The sequence below is a fragment of the Streptococcus varani genome (genome assembly GCF_001375655.1).
In the GTDB taxonomy this organism is placed as follows: domain Bacteria; phylum Bacillota; class Bacilli; order Lactobacillales; family Streptococcaceae; genus Streptococcus; species Streptococcus varani.
On sequence record NZ_CTEN01000004.1, the window covers coordinates 197,467 to 214,958 of the forward strand.

At 39.9% G+C, this 17,492-nt stretch carries 16 protein-coding genes; 2 read left to right on the forward strand and 14 right to left on the reverse strand.

Annotated features, from left to right (window positions below):
- Positions 1-228 precede the first annotated feature (228 nt).
- Both BN1356_RS09610 and BN1356_RS09615 read right to left on the reverse strand, forming a co-directional pair.
- A complete protein-coding gene (locus BN1356_RS09610; RefSeq protein ID WP_093651174.1) occupies positions 229-1,515 on the reverse strand; it encodes a peptidase U32 family protein in 1,287 nt (428 codons plus the stop codon).
- A 325-nt stretch (positions 1,516-1,840) separates the two neighbouring features.
- On the reverse strand, positions 1,841-2,770 hold the full coding sequence (locus tag BN1356_RS09615; protein WP_093651175.1) for a peptidase U32 family protein: 930 nt from the start codon (positions 2,768-2,770) through the stop codon (positions 1,841-1,843).
- Positions 2,771-2,927: 157 nt separating this feature from the next.
- On the opposite strand from BN1356_RS09615, the gene BN1356_RS09620 reads away from it, so the two are divergent.
- Entirely contained in the window at positions 2,928-3,242 is a 315-nt protein-coding gene (locus tag BN1356_RS09620; protein WP_093651176.1) for a DUF3270 family protein, read from the forward strand.
- Between the two features lie 173 nt (positions 3,243-3,415).
- Here the strand turns inward: BN1356_RS09620 and BN1356_RS09625 are convergent, their stop codons facing one another.
- The 8 genes from BN1356_RS09625 to BN1356_RS09660 all read right to left on the reverse strand — a co-directional run bounded on the left by BN1356_RS09625 (position 3,416) and on the right by BN1356_RS09660 (position 9,722).
- Positions 3,416-3,826 (reverse strand): YtxH domain-containing protein, encoded by a 411-nt coding sequence (locus tag BN1356_RS09625; protein ID WP_093651177.1) that lies wholly within the window; start codon positions 3,824-3,826, stop codon positions 3,416-3,418.
- 1 nt (position 3,827) lies between these two features.
- Complete coding sequence (locus BN1356_RS09630) at positions 3,828-4,229, reverse strand: DUF948 domain-containing protein (protein ID WP_093651178.1); 402 nt, start codon at positions 4,227-4,229, stop codon at positions 3,828-3,830.
- A gap of 16 nt (positions 4,230-4,245) precedes the next feature.
- Positions 4,246-5,028: a prolipoprotein diacylglyceryl transferase gene (gene lgt, locus BN1356_RS09635; RefSeq protein ID WP_093651179.1), complete on the reverse strand. Its 783-nt coding sequence runs from the start codon at positions 5,026-5,028 to the stop codon at positions 4,246-4,248.
- Positions 5,025-5,966 carry an HPr(Ser) kinase/phosphatase gene (gene hprK / locus BN1356_RS09640; RefSeq protein ID WP_093651180.1) on the reverse strand — a complete coding sequence of 314 codons (942 nt, stop codon included), beginning with the start codon at positions 5,964-5,966 and terminating at the stop codon, positions 5,025-5,027. Before hprK ends, lgt begins: the two co-directional genes overlap by 4 nt.
- 114 nt (positions 5,967-6,080) lie before the next feature.
- The gene (locus BN1356_RS09645) at positions 6,081-6,350 is read right to left on the reverse strand and encodes a PspC domain-containing protein (RefSeq protein WP_093651181.1); all 270 of its coding nucleotides are present in this window, start codon (positions 6,348-6,350) and stop codon (positions 6,081-6,083) included.
- The gene (locus BN1356_RS09650; protein ID WP_093651182.1) at positions 6,334-7,101 is read right to left on the reverse strand and encodes a hypothetical protein; all 768 of its coding nucleotides are present in this window, start codon (positions 7,099-7,101) and stop codon (positions 6,334-6,336) included. Before BN1356_RS09650 ends, BN1356_RS09645 begins: the two co-directional genes overlap by 17 nt.
- A 70-nt stretch (positions 7,102-7,171) precedes the next feature.
- Positions 7,172-7,606, reverse strand: a complete 435-nt coding sequence (locus tag BN1356_RS09655; protein ID WP_093651183.1) for a SprT family protein — start codon at positions 7,604-7,606, stop codon at positions 7,172-7,174.
- A complete protein-coding gene (locus BN1356_RS09660) occupies positions 7,593-9,722 on the reverse strand; it encodes a Tex family protein (protein ID WP_093651184.1) in 2,130 nt (709 codons plus the stop codon). The genes BN1356_RS09655 and BN1356_RS09660 overlap by 14 nt, the downstream gene beginning before the upstream one ends.
- Positions 9,723-9,807: 85 nt before the next feature.
- Between BN1356_RS09660 and BN1356_RS09665 the strand changes: the two genes are divergently transcribed.
- A complete protein-coding gene (locus tag BN1356_RS09665; protein ID WP_093651185.1) occupies positions 9,808-10,182 on the forward strand; it encodes a hypothetical protein in 375 nt (124 codons plus the stop codon).
- 52 nt (positions 10,183-10,234) lie between these two features.
- On the opposite strand, the gene BN1356_RS09670 is transcribed toward BN1356_RS09665, so the two are convergent.
- The 4 genes from BN1356_RS09670 to BN1356_RS09685 are packed head-to-tail and all read right to left on the reverse strand — an operon-like array spanning position 10,235 to position 17,395.
- Positions 10,235-13,573 carry a glycoside hydrolase family 2 TIM barrel-domain containing protein gene (locus BN1356_RS09670; protein ID WP_093651186.1) on the reverse strand — a complete coding sequence of 1,113 codons (3,339 nt, stop codon included), beginning with the start codon at positions 13,571-13,573 and terminating at the stop codon, positions 10,235-10,237.
- 12 nt (positions 13,574-13,585) lie between these two features.
- Positions 13,586-15,073, reverse strand: a complete 1,488-nt coding sequence (locus BN1356_RS09675; RefSeq protein WP_093651187.1) for a response regulator transcription factor — start codon at positions 15,071-15,073, stop codon at positions 13,586-13,588.
- Complete coding sequence (locus BN1356_RS09680) at positions 15,073-16,800, reverse strand: sensor histidine kinase (protein ID WP_093651188.1); 1,728 nt, start codon at positions 16,798-16,800, stop codon at positions 15,073-15,075. The genes BN1356_RS09675 and BN1356_RS09680 overlap by 1 nt, the downstream gene beginning before the upstream one ends.
- On the reverse strand, positions 16,793-17,395 hold the full coding sequence (locus tag BN1356_RS09685; protein ID WP_093651189.1) for a YesL family protein: 603 nt from the start codon (positions 17,393-17,395) through the stop codon (positions 16,793-16,795). The genes BN1356_RS09680 and BN1356_RS09685 overlap by 8 nt, the downstream gene beginning before the upstream one ends.
- Between the last annotated feature and the right edge of the window lie 97 nt (positions 17,396-17,492).

Sequence of the window (17,492 nt, forward strand, 5' to 3'; positions counted from 1 at the left end):
TGAGCTTTTTTGCATACTATAAAATTAACTAGCACCACGGGTAAGATAAAATAAAATCAATCATTGTAGTTATCCCTATCTAAAGAGTACTATTTTGATTGATTTTGTCATTATATTTTTATCTGACTCAACATATTACTTTCTTCATCTATTTTCGTAATAGTTATCTGTTTATTCGATAATTAAAGTTTTCTTTTTTAATATTATTTAATTTCGAAATAAATCTTTTTATGCTCGAACAGTGACAGAAGCACCATCCTCTTTATAAAGATTGATCAGTCCAGACTGGCAAGAGCGAATCATGTCACCAGGATAAACGACTTGAGGAAGTTTGATTGTTAAGAGTTCCATCGGCTTATTGGCGCGCTCAATGGGCAAGCCATCTGAATCTTTTAAATCCTGAATCCTTGTTTTAAAGTGACGGAAACCGGGTCCGTAAAACTCGACCTCGTCTCCCTCATTGATGACATTGCGCTGACGAATGGTTGCCGTCATTTTACTCTCATCAAAGGCGACTACTTCACCGATAAACTTATATTGAGGAATCTTACGTCTAGCACCAAAGAGTTGCTCGTTTTCACTCGGTGCTTGATAATAGAATCCAGTAGCTAGTTCGCGCTGGGCTACTTTCCACATCTCATCAATTAAATCCTCTTTAATGGCTTCAAATTTTTCAGGACTTTCCAAGTAAGCATCGACTGCTGCCTTATAACAGTTGGTCACCGTTGAAACATAGTGAACTGACTTCATACGCCCTTCAATTTTTAAGCTATCTACACCATTTTCAATCATTTCTGGAATATGATCAATCATGCACATATCCACCGCTGACATAGAGAATTCTTCTGGAATCTGACCTTTGATGCTCCGACGCTCTTGTCCAAATGGCAAATCATAGAGATCGTATTTCCAACGACAAGACTGTGAACAACCTCCCCTGTTGGCATCTCGTTTGCTCATGTGGTTAGAAAGCACACAACGCCCTGAGTAGGAAATACACATAGCTCCATGGACAAAGGCCTCAATTTCAACGCTGGTTCTTTTCCGAATTTCAGCTAATTCTGCCATGTTTACTTCCCGAGCTAAGACGACGCGAGTCAGGCCTAGTTCTTTCCAGAACTCAAAAGATTCATAGTTCGTTGAAGAAGCCTGAGTTGATAGGTGAATTTCTAAGCCTGGTGCTTCACTAGCACAGATGACAATAAGAGCCGGATCTGATACGATAACCGCATCCAACCCCATATCCCGTAACTCTCGGAACCAAGCACCTGCTCCTTCTTCGTTTCCCTCATGAGTCACCATGTTGGCCGCCACGTAAACCTTAGCGCCACGCGCATGAGCATACTCAATCCCCTCACGCATCTGCTCCATGGAGAAATTGCCCGCTCGGCTACGTAAACCGTAGGCCTGACCCCCAACGAAGACCGCATCTGCACCGTAGTCGATGGCCACCTTGAGTTTTTCTAGAGTCCCTGCAGGAGATAAAACCTCAGGGCGTTTTAATATTTTTGACATGATTTTTCCTTCTATTTACAAGATAAAAGTTTGATAATTATTCCATTTGGAAAGGATGGAATATTTGCTTAATAATAAGAGGACTATTTTAATCGTTAAGATCTAGTATAATAACTAGAAAATGTCCCTTAGGATTTTTCGTGACAGAATCAGACTTCAGTCTGACTGCAATAGGCTTGCCAAGATGGCGAAAATGAACATTTATTTATATTCTCGCTCCACATATAGGAATTCAATTACAAAATAAAGAACAGTCATTAATTTCAAATTTCAAGGCAACCAAGACATTGTAGTCTATACTATTCGTTTCTGATAGGATAGAAAATTATTTCACTTTATTGCGATCAAATTCATAAAAACCTGTATCCAAGCCACGTTCCTGTGGATGAAATTTACGAATCTCTTCATCAAATAAGAAGGCCTGATCATAGCTAAATTGACCTTTTTCAAGTAAATCACGAGCCTTGATAAATATCCTTACAATTTCAACAAAATTCTGACCTGGGCAGAAAACACCATCTAGTTTCCAGTTATGGTAACCATGCTCATTCAGTTCCATCAATTTAGTCATCATATCAATGTCATTGTTGATGAAAATATGAGTTCCATGCTTGTCTTCAAAAATAGAGTAATGACTGTCTGGATCGCTCGGTTCAGCTAAGAAGAGGCCACGTTCTTTTGACTTATCATTCTCTTTTGACTGTGTAAAATTAAAATAATTTTGCAAAAGGCTTCGTTTAGAATGATGGATAACCGAAGCTCCATAAACGAGGATTTCTCCTGGAATTTCTAAGTTCTCAGAAATATCAAAAAGTTCCTCAGAAGGAATTTCTCGGGCTAAAACCGCCTCTACCGCCCCATGATTCTTCCAGAAGTTAATCTGGCGACTGGAGGTTACAAAAACAGATGTATCGTAAATCAAGTTAAAGTTGTAGCCATCTCGTTTGTTAATATAAAAAAGACCAGCATCACCTACAACCAGATAGTCCACCATGATTTCCTGCATCAAGTCCATAAAGGGCTTAATAGCATCCATCATGTCCTGATGCATGAGGGCATTAGCAGCTACAGTTAATTCCTTACCTGCACCATGGACAAGTTTTGCTATTTCTCTCAATTCATCGTAAGAAAAGGCCTTGGGCAAGCGCAAACCATAATTCTCTTCACCGACATAGATACGATCAACACCTGCATCCAAGAGTTGCTTGACCTGTTCAAGACTTTCAGCAGTTGCTGTAATGATTATTTTTTCCATAAAGATAATTATAACAAATTCCAGTACCTTTGATAAGGTCTTGTGTCAATTTTAATGTTCTGACTTTTCTAATGTGGTTTGTAATCTTATTGTAACATTTCTGTTACACTTTATCATTATAAATATGATATGCTGATTTGTAGAAGAAGGAGACCGTATGGCACTTAGACAAGAACGGCCTGACCAATTCCTGTATGAAGAACAATTCCCGAAAGAGCAACAGGTCCGTTATCAAGAATATCAAACACGAAAACCCTATGAAAATCGTCTAAGAGACTTGCTATTTTTTATTAATCTAGCGATTTTCAGTATTATCACTGTTATGGCGACTTATGTCTACCTATCTGTGAATTTCCCTGCTTTCCTAGCATTTGTCTTGGGTATTGCGACTGGCTTTTTAGCCCTAAGAGTGATTCAAATTGCTCTTCGTAAGCAATACATGAGAATGAAACTTAAAAAACGCTCTAAATAGGCGTTTTTATTCTTTGTTTGTGTAAGCAAATACATACAAAAAATAAGCCCCCGTCTTTCCAATAGACAAGGGTTTATTTTTCTTTTCAAAAATCTAAAACAGACCTAGACTTATCTTGATTGACTTTTGGCTATCCGCAACTTTGTCATCAAATCTGCTGTTTTTATCAAGTATTACAAATCGATTTCAATATCCTCTTGGACAACTACATCCTCTTCGGGAATATCAATAATAGTCGTTTCTTCTTCAGCTGATTTAACTTCCGCCAACTTATCTTTGATTTGATCTGTTAAATCTTGGACCTTTTCCTTACCTGATTGGATCAGATCTTCGATGGTCAACTCACCTGACTCGAATTGACCTTTCACATCTTCGAATCGATCGACAGCCTGATCTTTCAAGTCATGTGCTTTGTTGACCAAATCATTATTGATTTCGTCGTGATTTTCTTGGTAATCTTTTACAAAGTCTGTCACTTGTTTCTTCACTTTTTTACCAGATTCAGTTGCCAAGAAAGCTGCTGCTGCCGCACCTCCTGCTAAACCAAGTATAACACTAGTAACTACACCAATTTTTTTTGCCATCTTATGCTCCTTTCTTTCCTTTGCCTAAAATGGATGAGAACAAATTAAGGGTTGTCAAGACACCACCAGCCTTGGCAGTATGTTTAACGCCTGACTTAGCCTTGACGGTTAAATCACGTGCGGAGTGGTTAAGGTCAGATACTGAAGTTGACAAATCTGCTACAGCTGTAAAGAGAGGGTTTAAAGTCGTTACCTTACCATTTACGTCTTCCACTAAAATATTTGTCTTTGCCAACAGTTCATTAGCTTGATAGAGGGTCACATTGACATCACTAGTCAAAACATTAATCGTTTTTTTCGCTTCATCAACAACCGGAAGTAATTTCACCAAAACAGCGATAATAGCTGCTACTAGGGACACAATCGCTATTGCCATGATGACGAGAAAGGTTTCAAGTGTCATATAAAAATCTCCTTATTTAAGATTGATAATAAGCAAGGTCTTGTTTTTTCCTACGGAAAAGAAAGAGCACAAAACCGGTAATTACTAAGACGAGGGACAACCATTGAGAAACACGAAGACCTGCCAAGAAGAGGCTATCTGTCCGCATTCCTTCGATGAAAAAGCGTCCAAGACCATACCAGACTATATAGAATAAAGTAATTTCTCCTTGTTTGAGAAGTTTGGGCTTCCTACGTAGAAGAAGAATCAGAGCAAATCCAATCAAGTTCCATACTGATTCATAGAGAAAAGTCGGTTGTCGATAAGCTCCATCAATATACATTTGATCTCGGATAAATCCTGGTAGAAAATCAAGATTACCTACTTTTCCACCATAGGCTTCCTGGTTAAAGAAATTTCCCCATCGCCCAATCGATTGTGCAATCATAACAGACGGTGCAGCAATATCTAAAAAGTCCCATGTTTCAATAAAACGATGTCTTGTGAAGAAAATCAAGAAGAGAAAACCCGCAATCAATCCTCCATAAATTGCAATACCACCGTTCCAAATAGCAATCATGTTCATAAAGCTGCCATTCTTATACTGGTACCAAGAGAAAATAACATAATAAATTCTGGCACCGATGATAGCTAAAGGAAAGGCATAGAGAATGAAATCATAGACATCATCTGAACGAATCTTTTTGCGTGGTGCTTCTTTTGCGGATAGATAAACCGCCAAGAGAAGACCTGAAATAATCATCAAAGCATACCAACGGATTTCAATAGGCCCAAATTGGAGGGCTATTGGATCAATCATTCAGTCTCCTCCATTTCTTTATTGCTCTCAATCAGCTTGGCCAATCGATCTTCAAAACTCTTGGTCGCATCATACCCCATCTGTTTGGCGCGGTAGTTCATAGCTGCAGCTTCAATAACAACGGAGATGTTTCGTCCTGTTGTAACAGGAATACGAACTTGAGGCAATTCAATACCACCTATTTCAATGGTTTCACCACCATTCCCCAAGCGATCAAAAGCCTTCCCTTTTTCAAAATTTTCTAGGTAAATAGCCAACTCCACTTGAGATGATTCTTTAACTGCACTAGCACCGTAGAGGCTCATAATATCAATGATGCCAACTCCTCGGATTTCTAAGAGATGACGGAGAATTTCTGCGGGCTCTCCCCAAAGAGTCACATCATCCTTAGGATAAACATCCACTCGATCATCCGCAACGATACGGTGGCCACGTTTAACTAGTTCCAATCCAGTCTCGCTCTTACCAATGCCGGAATCTCCTTGGATCAGCACACCCATACCATAGACATCCATGAGAACACCGTGAACGGTTGTTCGTTTTGCCAAGCGAGAATCAAGGTAGGAAGATAATTCTCCTGAAATACGACTTGTTGGGGATTTGCTTTGAAAAATGGCAATTCCATTTTCCTTAGCAGCTTGTAGCATTTCTTCAGGTATTTCTAAGCCCCGTGACACAATAATAACGGGCGTTTCTGGTTGAAACATTTGTAGGAAAATCTGATAGCGATTGTGGGGAGTCATAGCCTTGACATAGGTCCATTCCTTCATCCCAATCAACTGGATGCGTTCTGGTGAATAATAGTCAAAATAACCGGTCATTTCCAAACCAGGACGTGAAATATCCGATGTGGTAATTTCCTTATCCAAGAGTTCACTTGTACTATAGACACAGGTCACTCGGACATGTTTGATTAAATCTTTAACATAAACAGTCATTGATTGTCCTCATTCTTTCTAATAGTATTATTATATCATAAGAAAGCGTTATTTTCATTTTTAGACACTAAAAAAGCGATGACTCGCTTTCTCCTGTTATTCAGTTTGCCTCTATCAAAAGAAGCCTCCACCATTGGCTTTCTCAGCATCTTTTCGTTTACGAGGACCAGTGCCATAGCGTTCCGCATCCACTTCCTCCTTGATAGGGAGATAGATAGATGCCACCCCATAGAGTATCATGGCCAACCAAGCAATTTTCGTGAGCAGAACAATGGCTAAAAAGATAGCTCTCACCAGCCAAACATCCCATTTGAACTTGTCCGCAAGACCAGCTAGTGTGCCTGTCAAGAGACGATTTCTTCTTAATTTATAAAATCCGTACATTTTTTATTCCTTTCATAATGAGAGGACTCGATTCTGTTTGCACTTGCAGATAAACCATCTTTTCTCCCGTCTTTTCGCAGATATAGGGACTCGTTTGCTTCTTCCTATTAATTTGTACCATACCTTGACTACTTTCAAAACGGCCTCTTAGGCCTTGTTCCTTAGAAACAATCATATAAATAGGAGCTTGTCTTAGTTCTAAGTGAAGATGCTGAGAAATCGCTTGACAAGGTCTGACTCGAATATCCTGCTGTTTTTTATCCGAGTGACTATGGATAGAAATATCTTCAAATGGTAGAAAATCTAGTCGAGCATCCGCACAACCAATTCCCAAATCTAAAACAGACATCCACTGATCCGGCAAGGAAACAATCATTTGACAAGGAATCTTAGAATGAAAGTGCAAGGATTTCTTTTCAAGGTAAATCTGCGGGAGAAGAGTATCTTGAGCCTGTTGGGGATAAGAGAGACAAAAATGAATTTGGTCTTCTTTGCTTTTTTGGAAAATAATTTTTCCTTCTGTCAGACTGATATTCATAGACTCGATGTCCGAGAAATGAAAGTCCTGTTTTAATTTTGATGAAGAAAAAACTTTTAAACTAGGCAATGTAAAGGCCAAGCGTGATTTTTCTTCCTCAAAAAGAAAATCCACCTCATCTTCCAGCTCCATAAAACATGACCTGGCTTCTTCTTTGGTCAGGACACCTTTTTCATATAATTCTAATAATCGTTTTTGATGTTCTGCTAGCATGGTCTCACCTCTATTTATCACTAGTATACCATTTTTTTACAAAAAGAAATCAGCCCAAGGACTGATTTGCTTATTGTCTATAAATGAGGTAACCGTGACACTTACCACAGCGGTATTTCTTCGTATCTACCTTGCGTTTTCGTTGGTAGTCTTGTCCACAATTTTGGCAACGATACTGATGGAGAGAAACAGGTCTTTCAGCTAATTTCGGCGCAAAGCGTAAGCCGTCCACTTGGTGCAATAAGATTTTAAAATCTCTATCAGCATGCTTGTAACCCTTTTTTTCAAAAAAGAGATGGTAATGGCAAAGTTCATGTCGGACAATCTTGCGAAATACCTCTAAACCATGAACTTCCAACATCTTGGGGTTAAAATCCAAGTGACCATCCTTGGGAAAGAAGCGGCCACCTGTGCTGCGAAGCCGAGCATTCCACTTGGCTTCATGTCTGAACGCTTTTCCAAAATCATCTAGCGAAACTTGCTTGACGTAATCAGTTAGATTCACGAGGAGCCACCAGACTGAGATTGACTTTCTCGCGCGCTGTATCCAATTTATGGACCCAGACTGTCACCAAGTCTCCTACTGAAACAACTTGGCTTGGGTGCTTGATGAAGTTCTTGCTCATGTTTGAAATATGAATAAGGCCATCTTCATGAATACCGATATCCACAAAGGCTCCAAAATCAACCACGTTGCGGACTACGCCTTCTAATTTCTGCCCAATTTGTAGGTCCTTGAAGTCCAAGACATCTTGGCGAAGGACAGGTGCTGCAAAATCATCCCGAAGATCGCGACCAGGTTTGAGTAAGTCAGCAATGATATCCTTGAGGGTTTCTTTACCAAGCCCTAATCTTTCAGCAGTTTGAGTTATATTTACTGCTTTTAGACTGGCCTGTGCAGACGCATCTAATTCTGTGATTTCAAGCAGGCTAAAGAGTTCCTGCACAGCGGCATAGGATTCTGGGTGAACACCGGTATTATCTAAGAAATTCTCCCCATTTGGAATGCGGAGGAAGCCAGCAGCCTGTTCAAAGGCCTTGTCTCCCAAACGCGGCACCTTCTTCAATTGCGCCCGAGTTTTGAGAGCCCCATTTTCTTCCCGGTATGTAACAATATTCTCAGAAATAGTTTTATTGAGACCTGCGATATGAGACAGCAAAGCTGAGCTGGCCGTGTTGACATTGACGCCGACCTGATTGACTACGGTATCAACAACGAAGTCCAAGCCTTCTGAGAGTTTCTTCTGGTTGACATCATGCTGGTATTGACCAACACCGATGGATTTTGGATCGATTTTGACCAATTCAGCCAGCGGATCTTGCAAGCGACGAGCGATGGAAATAGCAGACCGTTTTTCAACGGTTAATTCAGGAAATTCATGTCGGGCTAATTCAGACGCAGAGTAAACAGAGGCTCCGCTTTCATTGACAATCACATAGCTGATAGCAGGGAAATCCTGCAAGATTTCCGCTACAAAACTTTCAGATTCACGGCTGGCCGTTCCATTTCCGATGGCGATGATTTCTACCTCAAATTGACCCAATAAGTCTGCCAAGTCTTTTTTAGCTTGAGCGATTTGCGCTGCGTGTGCTGGTTTAACTGGGTAGATGACCTGAGTTGTCAAGAATTTTCCAGTTGCATCTACTACTGCTAATTTTGCTCCTGTACGAAAGGCCGGGTCAAAGCCAAGAACCGTCTTGCCTTTGAGAGGTGGGACCAAAAGAAGATTGCGCAGGTTTTCTGAGAAAAGGGAAATGGCACCTTCTTCTGCCGCCTCTGTCAATTCAGTCCGCACACGGCGTTCCATAGCAGGGAGGATTTTTTTCTTAACTGCCTGAGAAATCGCTTCTTCGACATATTGATTCTTCTGTGGAAAACGTAGGGTAAAGAAACGGAGCATCTTGTCTATATTGTGGTCGAAACCAACCTTGAGTGCCCCAATTTTCTCGCCACGATTGAGGGCTAAAGTCCGATACCCTTGCATCTTAGCGACTTTTTCTGAGAAATCATAGTAGATTTGGAAAACCAGTTTCTCATCTGCTTCTGGGTCCTTGAGACTAGATAGGATAGCGGAATGCTGCAGGATTTCTTGATAAGTCCAAGCCCGAAGTTTGGTATCTTCAGAGATAGCCTCTGTCAAGATATCCACTGCCCCTGCTAGGCAGTCAACTGGAGTATCAAAACCTTCACAGACAAAGGCTTCGGCCTCTTTTTCCAAGTCAGCAACATTCTGCAAGATAAGACGTGCGAAGGGGAAGAGCCCCGCTTCACGGGCGATGGTCGCCTTGGTACGGCGTTTTTCCTTATAAGGGAGATAGAGTTCTTCCACATCCGCCAACTTTTCAGCTTCTTGGATGGCTTGTTGGAGTTCCGGAGTCAGCTTGCCTAGTTCTTCGATTTTGGCTAAAACGGCTTCTTTCCGATCAGCAAGAGCAGTCAAGGACTTGTCCAGGTCAATGATGGATTTAATCAGAACTTCATCTAGATTTCCTGTTGCTTCTTTGCGGTAACGAGCGATAAAGGGAATGGTATTGCCTTCAGCTGTCAAGGCTAAGACTGTATCAATTTGTTTTAAAGTAACACCCAAATCGTGGGCAATTTTTTCATATTTTTTTTCCATGAAGATATTATATCACAAGACAGGTTTGACGGTGTAGGCCGAATTGGTTGGAATAGAAGAAAATAGTCATGATTGGAAGAGAAAGATGCCATTAACTGCAATCGAAAAATGGGAAGACAAACAACTTACTGGGAGCATCCAACTTTTTCAAACAAGTACTAATCAGGTTTGGAATGTTTATCTCTATTTGGAGGATGGGGATAGCTTAATCATTCTTGAGGATGGTATGTCTTGTCCAGTTTATAACCAGCATTCCGATTGGCTTAAAAATCTTCAATCCTTGGTAGAAATCAAGGACTATCTTTTCGATAAAAGATACAGATATAGACTAAAAAAAGTGACCCTGCTTTTTGCAGTAGGCAATGCTACTTCAAAGAAGAGGGTGTCTTTCTCTATTGCTTCTCCTGATAGTCAAATAAAATTAAAAATAGATGGGGCAAAGCGACGCATACCTACTTAGTGGTAGACAAGGAGCTTTAACAAAGTATCATTCTGATTTTAAAAGTATGCGGCTAGCCTTCTTCTATCAAGTTCCATAGTCCAATCTTGAAGTTTTTTGGCAAGATTTTTTGTTTTGTCTTTGCTTCCAATTTGACTTCTAATTGAAGCACATCTAATGTCTCATCAAAAAAATGAACTTGTTCTTTGGAATTAACTTGATTCAGAAAGACTGTTCGGTTCTTTACTGGACCGACTACGTGGCTACGATAGGAAAGACTGATTGTCACTTCTTTCAACGGTAAATTGAGATATTCTACACTAATAACTCCAATTGCTTGGATGGTATCATATTTAAAGGTAAATACTACTTTATCATCACTTGGAGCCATTACGTGCTTTTGAGCAACAAGGCTGATATCTTGATGAATCCTTAAACTCTTCTTGATTGGTTGGAGAAAAGCTTGACATTCCAGCATTTTATCTAAGAAAGTGGTCTTCCCTTTGATTATTTCAGCCTTTGAAAAAATTGGGTTGGCTACATTCCATGATACAGGCAATGCTTTGGAGATCAAAGATCCATCGGCGGTCCTAGCCTGAATCCAGCCTGGAAGAAAAACGTCTTGTCCTTCCATTAAATTTTGAGTAGGACTATCCATTAAGAGTGGAATAGACAAGGAGGTTTTGTAGCAAAAGACTGCCATTGGAAGACCAGGTATCTGCAGAAGTTGGCTGCTTGATTGATTTTTCTCGGCGATACTAAATTGGTATTTCCTCATTTTATAAGTCAACAATCTGACATTTTCAGCTCGCTCAGACAGTTCCAACTTGTAAGTAGCGGTAGCTAAACCTAGCACTTTAGCTGTTATCTCCAATGAACCAGCTTGACCGGCAGAAGCAATGATGAGCAGTAATTTCCCTCTATAAGCTTTTCGACTAGCTTGGTCATATGATCTATGATCACAGGGATTCCCATTATCCAGAGTAAGTAATTTTCCTTGTCCTTTGACTTGAATGTGAACTAGAGAGTGGCTATTAGCTACCAGTTCTCCCTTAGCATCCACAAGAGACAACTCCACGAACAATAAGTTACGCGGACTGCCTAATGGACTTTCAAATAGTTCCCAATGCAGGCTGGCTACCTTTCCATAGTTCTGAACCTGCTTTCGGCCACTAGTCTGACTTATCACCTTACCAGTTTCGTCATAGGCTAGAGCCCTTAAAGTCCCTTTTCGATAGGGAATCCACCACTTTAGGTAGAGGTTTTCGTGTGGAATTTCAGAAGCATCCTCTCCCTCATAAAGCTGGTAAGAATGCCCTGTTGGCGTACGGTACTGAGTGAAACTTTTGAGACCATAGTTTACTTTCTGGCCTTCCGGACTTTCAAAAACCAAAGCTACACTGGCTGCATTGCTGTAGACAACAACTTCTACCAATCCATCCTCATCCAATTCTATGCCTCCTTTTTGCCAAGTCGGGAGGAGATGGAGAGTATTTTTCTTTTTTGACCATTGACTTTGATAGAAATAATAGCGATCTTTGGCAAAGCCAGCGGTATCCATGATTCCGAAATATGAATGTTTGGGAGAGGGCCACTTGGTCGCCGTTCCTGAATCGATTTTATTCCAAGGTGTAGGCTCACCCAAATAGTCAAAACCTGTCCAAACACATTCACCAGCCACAAAGTCTCTTGTGATGACATCATACCAGCTCTCGCTAGACAAAGATCCCCAGTCTACTGTCGATTGGTCATAAGAGGTCAATTCACAATTTTGATTGCTTGTCTGGTAGCAACCTCTACTGTTAATAGCTGAACTGGTTTCAGAACCATAGAGAATCCATTCCGGGTAATCCTGGTGAAGCTGATCATAGTCACTTCCCTTGGCATAATTGAGACCAACAAGCCCCTCTACTTCTGATAAACAAGTAACGTATTCTGCTATTTCTGCTATTTCCTTGAACCATAAGAAACTTGAATCCTTTAGCTTATTATCCCCAAAGGTAATAGGGCGTGTCCGATCAAGAGCAAGAATCCAATCGCAGATTTGGCGACCTAGCATTGGATAATGACTAACATCCGCAGAGAATCCTTCCATCAATTCATTGCCAATGGACCACATTAGAACCGAAGGATTATGAATCCCAGAGAGGATCATAGATTCTATACTGTATTGAGCCCAACTAATTTTAGCAGATAGTGCTCTCTTGAGAAATCGAGCATTTTGTCCACCAAGTGGTTGATGAAAAAAGGAAGAAAAATCATGTTGGTTGCCATTTTTAGGATAGGTCCATGTGTCAAAGGCTTCCTCGATTAAGAACAAGCCCAATCGATTGGCCCACTTTTTCAGCTTCCTTGCACTGGGATTGTGGGCTACTCGAATGGTATTTGCGCCCATATCTTTAAGCAGGCTCAACTGTCTAATAATAGCATCCTCAAAGGCTGAGGCTCCCAAGCTCCCCTGATCATGGTGGAGACAAACTCCCTGTAGTTTAAAGGGCAGTCCATTTAAGGATAAGCCATGCTGGTGATCGAAATGGTAATAGCGAAATCCTGTTTCCAAGCTGAGTTTGTCACTGAGTTTTCTCTTGTGATAGAGGTCTATTTCCAGCTGATAGAGGTGAGGGGAATCTGGACTCCATAACTTAAAAGTCCCAGCATCAACCCTTACTTTATAAGCTTCTGACTCTTGTAAAGATGGCAAATCTTTTGGAGCCATCTGATAGATGCATGCTGCTGGCTGAAAATCAGGAGCTAGCTCCAAGAGACTAATCCCTACTTGATATTCACTAGCCTCGACAATCTGACTCAAACCAAAGTCTATATCCAGTCTGTGATTTATCTGAGAAAGGTTTAGACGAACTTGATCTCTTTCCACATGGATCTCGGGCAGAACAGAAATGGAAACATCGCGATAAAGACCACTTCCAGAATACCATCGTGAACTGGGTACTTTGTTTTCCAGACGAACTGCCAGAAGGTTTTCCTGGCCAAAGTTGATCATATGCGATAAATCATAAGTAAAAGATTGATAGCCATTGCAATGCCTGCCCAATAGTTGCCCGTTGATATAAACTTCTGCCTCCATGTAGGCACCGTCGAAATGAATCCATATCCTATGACCAAGCAGTGATGGATCCAGAGCAAAATACTTCCGATACCAAGCGACTCCGCCTAACTTATAAGCACTTTCTGCTTCTCCATTGACGGTATAGGGTTGAGTGATACTGAAATCATGAGGGAGAGAAATTTGTTCCCAATCAGAATCGTCAAAACTTGGCTTCTGAGCCAGTTCCAAATTGGCTAGCAAGAAGCGCCAGCCCTTTGAAAAATCTTGCTGACGCTTAGCCTGATCTATCCATTGCACTTGATATGCCAAGGATTTGGAATCAGATTTAAGTTTGTCTGAAGACATGATGTAACCTCTCTATTCTTGGCCAACCTCAATAGCTTGATACTTGTCCTTATATTGGTCTCTAAATTCTTTAGGAGAAAGTCCATTTAGCTTCTTAAACATCTTGATAAAGTAATGATTAGTATTGTAGCCTGTATCATAAGCAATTTCATTGATGGTTAAACTGCTGTACAACAATAGCTGTTGCGCTTTCTGAATCCTAACCTGGTTTAGGTATTGAGCAAAACTCCTCTCAGTCTCATGCTTGAAACACTGACCTAGGTAGACTCCATTCACATGTAAGCGGTCCGCAACAACTTTCAAAGTTAATTCTTCCTTGTATTGCTTTTGAATGCACTGAACGGTCTGACTAACTAAATCTGAATACCGTTTTTGCGGATGCTGATTACGACTTGTTAACTGAAGAACCTTCTTTAATTCAGATAAAATTTCATCAATAAATTGACTTTCATGGATAGCATGTAACATGGCCTGGTAGGTCAGTTGGTCTAAAATAGGAAATTGACGGTATATGTCAGAAAAGAGCAAAAAGGAAACATGTTTCACATCTTCTGGTGAAAATTTCAAGGCTTTCATTTCCTCAAAAATTTCTTCCAGTTTGGAAATAATAGTAGGCTCATCTCCGATCATCAAGGCTTTATTAAAGGAGAAAAACTGTAGGCGGGATTCAGGCATTTCAATTTTAGAATTCGATTTGATAGTGGCTGAGGAAATTTCACTATTGTAGAAGAGACTCCTTCGAACCTGGTGATAACTTTCATAGACATTCTCCCACTCAGTAACGGTCTCACCCAAGATAGTCTGCTTGACTTCTTCTGCAAACTCTTCTTGCAAATGAGATACAAAAGTTTTTATATGATTTCTTTCTCCCAATAAGATGGCTATGTAACTCTTTTTTTCTGCATCTCTCCGGATACAAAATGGTTGCTGGGAAGCTACAAAAAAATCTTCTAAATCTTGGCACCAGTTTTTACATTCCAGATAGAGAACAGTATAGTCCGAAATATCTTTCTTGGCCGCTTCATCCACCAACTGAAGATAGTCCTTCTCATTTAGTTCATCGGCTAGCCATAAGCTAACCAAACTTTCTCGGTATGAAGATTGTCGTACAGATTCTGCTTTTTGTGCGTCCAAGGATTGTTTATGATTCCTCATTTTAGCCTGTAATTCTGTCTTATCCACTGGCTTTAAAAGATAGGCTTTAGCTTCTAACTCTATAGCTTTTTTAACATAAGAAAACTCTTGAAAGCCCGATAAAATTAAAGTTTGCAAATTAGGATAGTCTTTTTTAGCAGTCTCAATCAACTCTAATCCTGTCATACCAGGCATATTGACATCTGAAATCATCACATCAATTTTTTGCTTGGACAGACACTCAAGAGCCTCTTGACCTGTTTTAGCAGTTGCTGCTACTTCAAATCCCAAATTTTCCCAATCGATGATCATTTTTAAGCCCTGCAATATCATGTACTCATCATCAACTAATAACACCTTGTACATTAAGACTCCTTCCTAATTCTAATCTGAATCATGAAGCCACCATTTGGCGACTGACTCAGGGTCCAAGAAACCCTATCCTGAAACTGATGAAAAAGACGCAAATAGACATTTCGCAAACCAATTGAATTTCCCATTTCATCTGTAGATGGAGACGATTGGAAGCCTTCTTGAACAGTCGCGATACGCTCTAGACTAATCCCTTTCCCGTTATCCAATATTTGGAGCAGAATACTCTCTTTTTCATCCAATACTTTGATACTAAGTGCATTGTCATAGCGTGTGTAATCAATACCGTGTATGAAGTAGTTTTCCACTAAAGGTTGGATAATAAATTTGGGAATCTCAATATCATTTACTTGCGGATCAACATGAATATGATAAGCAAAACTATCTGGATAACGCATCTGGTAGAGGTAAATATATTTTTCACAGAAAGCTAATTCTTCTTTAAGAGTCGTCACCTTATCCTGACTGATATTGTTACGAAGCAGTGATGCAAAGGCATAAATCACATCGGCCAATTCTTCCTGCTGACAACTGATAGCATACATTCGGATATATTCCAGAGTATTGTATAAGAAATGTGGATTAATCTGAGATTGCAAAGCTCTCATTTGGGCATCTCTTTGTTCCACTTCTAATACATATATTTCATGAATATAGGCATTGATATTGCCAATCATCTGGTTGATGGCTTCAGATATATTGTATAGTTCTAATTCCATATGCTGATTATCAATGGTCAGAGATAAATCTCCATCTGATACAGCCTCAATACTAGTCGTAATCTCAGAAACTTGTTGGATGTAATTGCGAAAAATCCGAAAGAGAGACTTGAGCAATAAAAGAGACAATAGCAAGGAAATGAGCCAGTAAATTAAGATGGTATAAATCGCTTGCTCCATCAAGTAGGATTTTTTTACTGCTACATAGGCGATTAAATCACCTGTCTGACTTGACTGAATCTTATAGTTTTTTTTGAGGTCTTCTAAGAGGGAGGCCTTGTCGGATCGGATTGATTCTTTCAAGGTCTTCTCTAAATTAGTATCGGCCCTATCACTTTGGTGGAAAAGTTCTCGTCCGTAATAGTCAAAAGCAAAAACATTTAAGCGATTTTCTTTCTCACCCTGCGATGGACTAGAGTAGCCAAAATGCAGATACAAGATTCCTGTAATATCTCCAGACTCAGGATGTCGAATTAATCTAACTAAATAATTTCCCTTTAAATTCTCTGGTTTCCCTGTGAAAAAACGACCTGTCTTGATGTTTTCATCGGCATGTAAATAGGAGGGACTATCATTCAAGACAATGGTAACCCCACTTAAGCCTGGATACAGATCAAATAGTCTTCTAACTTGTTCTGAAAAGAGAAATGTATCCTTCCCCTGACTCCAATCATCTATAATACTAGAAAAATACTGATTGGGAGTTGACATCATATACTGGTATAGATTCGTGTAGTCCTCTCTTCTCCCCACCAGTTGATCCGATATTCGTAGGGCAATATAATTTTGAGATTGCAATTTGGCCAGAGTATCTTCTAATCTCATCTGAGTCTGTTGCTCAATGGCTTGTTGCGTGTTGTAAATCGAATAGGCACTCAATCCCGCTGCACTCAGACTAAACAAGGCAATAATGAAGATACTGTAAATCTTCATCAGTCGGTTAATCAAAAAGCCTCGCTTAAACTGTTCAACAAACATACGCTTTAGGAAATCTCTAGTCATTGATTGCTCCATCTACTAGGTCTCGGTTGGGTTTGGTTACTCTATCCAATAAAAATACCAAGGCTCCAAAACTTAAGAACAAATATAAGCCCTTATATTGCCAAGTCACAAAAAAGACACCTAATAAAACGCTAACCGTTAATAAAAATTGTTTGAAACTTAAAAAAATACTCATAAAAGCCAATTTAGCATTATCTATCAGAGTAATGTCATAAGTCGCCGCATAAAAACTCATGTAAAACCAAAGAAAAATAATCCAAAGCATGACGAGCATAATGACAAAGGAAAGAACAAGCCATAAAATAGACTGAAATTGCAAGGCCAAATGCAAATTGATTCCCAAGGCCCCAAAGACCAGAGCACAAGAAAGAAAACGGATATTTGCGTCCATGAAGTTGCTTTTCCAAAGTTCAAAAGCACGCGCTAGAGAATAGTGCTTTTCTTCTTGATTGGTTTCCAAACTAAGTGCAACAATGGTTTGCCAGGCGGGTCCAAAACCTAATAGTAGTGCACCACAGATAGTGAATAAATGAAAAATCAAGGTCAACTGAATCATCTTCCACATGGCAAAACAAGTTTTTTCAACTCCTGACATTAAAACTATTCCCTCTTATCTTATTTTTGGACTTCTAACTTCATCCATAGATTGATTTTTACCCTTTAAAATACTACTATACCACAATTAAAATCAT

Excerpts from the sequence above, each read along its gene's own strand:
- BN1356_RS09665 (WP_093651185.1), top strand. The coding sequence starts at position 9,808 with ATGCCATTAACTGCAATCGAAAAATGGGAAGACAAACAACTTACTGGG.
- BN1356_RS09680 (WP_093651188.1), bottom strand. The coding sequence starts at position 16,800 with ATGACTAGAGATTTCCTAAAGCGTATGTTTGTTGAACAGTTTAAGCGA.
- hprK (WP_093651180.1), bottom strand. The coding sequence starts at position 5,966 with ATGACTGTTTATGTTAAAGATTTAATCAAACATGTCCGAGTGACCTGT.
- BN1356_RS09630 (WP_093651178.1), bottom strand. The coding sequence starts at position 4,229 with ATGACACTTGAAACCTTTCTCGTCATCATGGCAATAGCGATTGTGTCC.
- BN1356_RS09650 (WP_093651182.1), bottom strand. The coding sequence starts at position 7,101 with ATGCTAGCAGAACATCAAAAACGATTATTAGAATTATATGAAAAAGGT.
- BN1356_RS09685 (WP_093651189.1), bottom strand. The coding sequence starts at position 17,395 with ATGTCAGGAGTTGAAAAAACTTGTTTTGCCATGTGGAAGATGATTCAG.
- lgt (WP_093651179.1), bottom strand. The coding sequence starts at position 5,028 with ATGATTGATCCAATAGCCCTCCAATTTGGGCCTATTGAAATCCGTTGG.
- BN1356_RS09675 (WP_093651187.1), bottom strand. The coding sequence starts at position 15,073 with ATGTACAAGGTGTTATTAGTTGATGATGAGTACATGATATTGCAGGGC.
- BN1356_RS09615 (WP_093651175.1), bottom strand. The coding sequence starts at position 2,770 with ATGGAAAAAATAATCATTACAGCAACTGCTGAAAGTCTTGAACAGGTC.
- BN1356_RS09645 (WP_093651181.1), bottom strand. The coding sequence starts at position 6,350 with ATGTACGGATTTTATAAATTAAGAAGAAATCGTCTCTTGACAGGCACA.
- BN1356_RS09660 (WP_093651184.1), bottom strand. The coding sequence starts at position 9,722 with ATGGAAAAAAAATATGAAAAAATTGCCCACGATTTGGGTGTTACTTTA.
- BN1356_RS09670 (WP_093651186.1), bottom strand. The coding sequence starts at position 13,573 with ATGTCTTCAGACAAACTTAAATCTGATTCCAAATCCTTGGCATATCAA.
- BN1356_RS09620 (WP_093651176.1), top strand. The coding sequence starts at position 2,928 with ATGGCACTTAGACAAGAACGGCCTGACCAATTCCTGTATGAAGAACAA.
- BN1356_RS09625 (WP_093651177.1), bottom strand. The coding sequence starts at position 3,826 with ATGGCAAAAAAAATTGGTGTAGTTACTAGTGTTATACTTGGTTTAGCA.
- BN1356_RS09610 (WP_093651174.1), bottom strand. The coding sequence starts at position 1,515 with ATGTCAAAAATATTAAAACGCCCTGAGGTTTTATCTCCTGCAGGGACT.